General features: G+C 72.8%; 2 protein-coding genes and 1 pseudogene. 1 reads left to right on the forward strand and 2 read right to left on the reverse strand.

Annotation, left to right across the window (positions count from 1 at the left end; genetic code table 11):
* Both ACFC1F_RS42620 and ACFC1F_RS42625 read right to left on the reverse strand, forming a co-directional pair.
* Positions 1-91, reverse strand: a pseudogene (locus ACFC1F_RS42620) (roadblock/LC7 domain-containing protein); the annotation flags it as partial.
* Between the two features lie 10 nt (positions 92-101).
* The gene (locus ACFC1F_RS42625; protein WP_376167124.1) at positions 102-3,887 is read right to left on the reverse strand and encodes a nitrate- and nitrite sensing domain-containing protein; all 3,786 of its coding nucleotides are present in this window, start codon (positions 3,885-3,887) and stop codon (positions 102-104) included.
* Between the two features lie 629 nt (positions 3,888-4,516).
* On the opposite strand from ACFC1F_RS42625, the gene ACFC1F_RS42630 reads away from it, so the two are divergent.
* Positions 4,517-4,741 carry a hypothetical protein gene (locus tag ACFC1F_RS42630; protein WP_376167127.1) on the forward strand — a complete coding sequence of 75 codons (225 nt, stop codon included), beginning with the start codon at positions 4,517-4,519 and terminating at the stop codon, positions 4,739-4,741.
* Positions 4,742-4,841 lie beyond the last annotated feature (100 nt).

A 4,841-nucleotide genomic window follows, 5' to 3' on the forward strand; every position in this document is an offset into this window, starting at 1 on the left:
CCGCGGAGACCACCACCGTGTGCGACACCCCAGGGGTGTTGTCCACGAAATTGGTGATCAGCCAGTTCAGGTTCTGTGCGGCCTGGCTCATCTGATTCAACTCAACGCTCCTGATGATCTGCGCCATTGCCGTCGGTACGGCCCCCGAAGCTATCGAACCCGGGCTGCTGGGCACCATGCTGATTGACCTGGCCGCCGGGGTTTCCCGGGCCGCCCGCCTGCTCCGCGCCGACCCTGCGGCCCTGCTGGATGCCGCGGCGCAGGTTGGTCAGCCGGCCGCGCACCTCCTCCGGAGCCCGGGAGACCTGGGGACCGGTCAGCGGGGACGCCTCGGCAGTCCCGGAGACCAGGTTGGCCTGCGGGGTCCGCCGGGGCAGGCCCGACATCGTGACGCCGTTGGTCGAGGGCTCGCGGACCTGCTCGGCCCGGCGCCAGCGCTCGTCGTTGGCGGACGGGCGCCACGGGGCGTCGCCCTGGCCGGGCTGGCCGTGCTGCGGGGCCTGCTGCTGCGGGGCCTGCGGGGCCTGCTGGGGCTGGGCCTGCTGGGGCTGGGCCTGCGCCTGGGGGGCGTGCTGCTGGGCCTGGGGGCCCTGCTCCTGGATCCCCGGGGCGGTGGTCCCGGGCCGGCGCGGCTGGTACTGCTGCGGCCGGCCCTGCCCGGCCTGGCCCTGCTGGCCGTTCTCGGAGTACCAGGCCTGCTCGTTCTGCCCGAAGGCCGGCGAGTTGCTCTGGGGGCCGCCGTCGGACGGACCGGTCGGCAGCGCCATCGGCTCCTGGCGGACGGGCTCCTGGCGGACCTGCTCCTGTCGCACCGGCTCCGGCCGGGCGGCCGGGTTCGGCACGTTCGGCAGGACCGGCTCGACCAGGCCGAGGCCCAGCGGGTCACGCGGGTCGATCTCGCTCGCCTCGAAGCGCGGCCGGGCGAACTGCGCGGTGCTCTCCATCGACGAGGACTCGGCCGGCGGCAGCTGGTGGGGCTGCGGCTGCGGCTGGACCTGCTGCGGCTGGGTCTGCTGCGGCGGAAGCTGCGGCTGACGGCCCTGCTGCGGCGCGTCCGGGCCGGGGCGCTGCGGACGGCGCGGACCCTGCGGACCCTGGCCGCCCGGACCCTGCGGACCCTGGGGACCCTGGCCGCCCGGACCCTGCGGGGCCTGGCCGGGCTGGCGGCGCTGCGGCAGGCCGTCCTGCGGCCGGCCCGGGCGGGCGCCCTGCGGGGCCCCCGGGCGGCCGGACTGGTCGGCCCAGCCGTGCTGCGGCTGCTCGCCGGTCCGGGCACCCGGACCGCCGTTGAACTCGCTGCCGGGACGCGGCCGCTCCTGGCCGGGGCCGGGGCGGCGGCCTTCGGCGGGCCGGCCCGGACCGCCCTGCGGCGCGCCGGGCTGCTGCTGGCCGCGGCGGGGCAGGCCACCGGGGCCGCCCTGCGGCGGGCCCTGCCGGCCCGGGTTGCGCTGCGGGAGGCCACCCTGCTGGTTCTGCTGGCCCTGCTGGTTCTGCTGGTTCTGCTGGTTCTGCTGAGCGGGCTGGCCGGGCTGGCCGGGCTGGCCCTGGCGTCCCTGCGGCGGGGTCTCGCGCAGCGACTGGCCGGCCTGGCGGGTCGGCAGGCCGTTGCCACCCGGGGCGCCCGGACCGCCAGGACCGCCAGGACCGCCGGGGCCGCCCTGGCCGAGCTGCGGACGGCCCTGCGGGGCGCCGCCCGCCGGACCCTGGCCGAGCGCGGCCGGGCCGCCGGGGGGAGCGGGCACCTGGCGCTGCTGGCGCGGCGTCGGGGCGACCCCGCGCTGCTGCTTGGCCTGGGCCGGGCCGGGACGGCCGGCGCCGCGGCGGTCGGCCGTGTTGGTGACGTCCACCGGGAGCATGACCAGCGCGGTGGTGCCGCCGGAGTCGCTGGGGCGCAGCTGGATGCGGATGCCGTGTCGCAGGGACAGGCGGCCGACCACGAAGAGGCCCATGCGGCGGGAGACCGAGACGTCCACCGTCGGCGGGTTGGCGAGGCGCTCGTTGATGTCGGCGAGGTCGTCGGGGCTGAGGCCGATGCCGGTGTCGTGGATCTCGACCAGCACCCGGCCGTCCGGCAGCGCGTGGCCGGTGACCCGGACGCGGGTCTGCGGGCTGGAGAACGAGGTGGCGTTCTCCAGCAGCTCTGCGAGCAGGTGGACGAGGTCGTTGACGACGCGGCCGGCGACCTCGGCCGACGGCACCGAGGCGAGTTCGATGCGCTCGTACTGCTCCACCTCGGAGGCGGCGGCGCGGAGCACGTCGACCAGCGGGACGGGGCGGGTCCAACGGCGGCCCGGGTCCTCACCGGCGAGGACGAGGAGGTTTTCGCCGTTGCGGCGCATACGGGTCGCGAGGTGGTCCAGCTTGAAGAGGTTGGCCAGCTGGTCCGGGTCGGCCTCGCGGCTCTCCAGCTCGGAGATGAGCGACAGCTGGCGCTGGATGAGGCCCTGGCTGCGGCGCGACAGGTTGGTGAACATCGCGTTGATGTTGCCGCGGAGGAGGGCCTGCTCGGCGGCGAGGCGGACGGCCTCGCTGTGCACCATGTCGAAGGCGTGGGCCACGTGGCCGATCTCGTCGGTGGAGTCGACGGCGACGGGCTCGACGGTGACGTCGACGTCGTGCGGGTCGCTCTCGGAGAGCGTCTTGACCAGCTCGGGCAGACGCCGCTCGGCGACGTCCTCGGCCGCGGCCTGCAGACGGGTCAGCGAGCGCACCATCGAGCGGGCGATGACGGCGGCGCCACCGAGGGCGACGAGCAGCACCAGCGCGACGGCGGCACCGATGATCAGGGCTTCGGTGTCGGCCTGGGACTGGAGGTCCTGGGCCTTACCGTCGAGGTCCTCGATCAGCTTGCCCTCGATCCGGCGCTCGGCCGTGATCTTGGCGCTGATCTTCTCGTACCAGTCCTTGTAGCTGACCGGCTCGGTCTGGTGGATACCGCTCTGCTGGAGGATCGAGCGCGAGTAGCGGTCGCCCTCGGCGACCACCGAGTTGTAGCTGAGCTGGCCGCGCAGGTTGTCCAGGTCGTGCGAGGTGTAGATGTTGTTGAAGCTGGTCAGCGCGTTGTCGTAGGACGTGCGCAGGCGGATGCCGAAGGACTCGTCGCTCAGGCTGAGGTCGGGCTTCGGGTTGGCGAGCGCGGCGCTGATCAGCGCACGCTGCTGCGAGGTGGCGTTCTTGGCCAGCGAGAACTGCTGGAGCGCGCGGGTGGCGCGGACCAGGTCCTTGTTGTTGGACGCGAGGGCGATGTCCTGGGAGATCGACAGCAGGTCTCGGATGATCACGTCGTAGGCGGTGATCGTGGCCTGGATGTTCTGGTTGTTCTGGTACGGGTTGCCGCGGGCGTCCGAGATCGAGTTCAGGTCGCGGCGGATCTGGAAGAGCAGCGCCTTGCCGCCGGAGAGTTCGAGGTTCTCGAACTTGTCCGAGGACGCGGTGAACGTGCGGTTCAGGTCGTCGGTGATCTTGCGGGCGCTGACGATGTCGTCGTCCAGCGGCTTCTGCGGGTCCGCGGTGATCGGGCCGGCGCTGATGTCCCGCTCGTTCTGGAGGGCGTCGGCGAGGTTGGTCGCCTTCTTGGCCAGGTCGGAGAGGTTGGCCATCTGGGCCAGCTGCTGCGAGGCCTCGAGCGAGGTCTGGATGCGCAGGCCACCGAGGACGAGCGCGACCAGCACGGGAAGCGCGAGCAGGGCGATCAGGCGGGTACGGATCCGCCAGTTGCGCATCGCCAGCCGGCTCATACCGGTGGCGCGCCGCCGGGTGAGGGTCGTGCGGAGCTTGTCCCGGGTGGACTTCCGGTCCTGTTGGCCGTCGTCCTCCGGGCGGCCGCCCACATCGAGTGTCGGCTGGCCCGGCCCGCCGGGCGCCGCCGCTTGCTGCGGGGCTGCCACAGGCTCACGCGACTCCGGGTCACCCGCGGCGCCGCTACCCCTTTTGAAACGTCCCTGCACTGGCGTCGCAACCTCTGGACCGGGCGTCCCGCCGCGTCGCCACGGCCTGGACGGTGTCGAGTTTCCATCCGCACCCCGGCCGGTCCGGGAGAGCGGGTCACCGGGGTGGACTACTCCCTACCCACGGTCCGTGGCATTCCAGCACAGCCGGGGAATCCCAACAAGGGCCGCCTGGGCTCACCCGGCGGCGCTACGGACCGCGCGCGCGATTTCACTGACTGTGCGGTAACCGGACCGGAATACCGCCTTTTTCGGACACTCGCCGGATACATGCCAAGCCGACCCGAGATCAACTGGACGAGCAGAGCATCCGGCATGCCCGATATATCCGATATGCCGGTAAAACCTGATGCTTCGATATGTCGGATATAAGAGAATTACTCGTCAATTTGTGAGCAAAATCACAGGCCAATGTGTAGCTTTGGTCACGGTCCCTGTGGAAAGAGATCCGTAACCTGGGCTGCATCCGGAGCACGGCCCCGATCAGCCTGCCCAGAATCTCCCCGAATCACTCAGGCCGGCTCCGGTTCACACCGCGGTGCCGTCCACGACCCCGAGGTGCTGACGAGATGTCCCAGGCGAACAAGGCCGCCACCGAGTCCACGTCCACCAGCCGTTCCACGGCGAACCCGCGCCGGACGACGCTGGCGTCGGTCGAGGACTTCAGCAAGATCCCGGGCGCCCGCAGGTCCGAGGACGTGGTGACCTACGCCACCGAGCTGCCCTCCAGCACGGCCAACCCGCGCCGCACCCAGCTGATGGTCGCCCCGGCGACCGCCGTCGCGCAGGGCTGAGCCCTCCCGCGCCCGTCGAGCCGTTCCGCGCTCGCCGGGCCGGCCCGCGCTCCGGAGAGGGCGCCGGGGCCGCCCCATCCGGCGGCCCCGGTGCCCTCTG

Origin of the sequence: Kitasatospora sp. NPDC056181, from assembly GCF_042266225.1 — a bacterium.
Lineage (GTDB): Bacteria > Actinomycetota > Actinomycetes > Streptomycetales > Streptomycetaceae > Kitasatospora.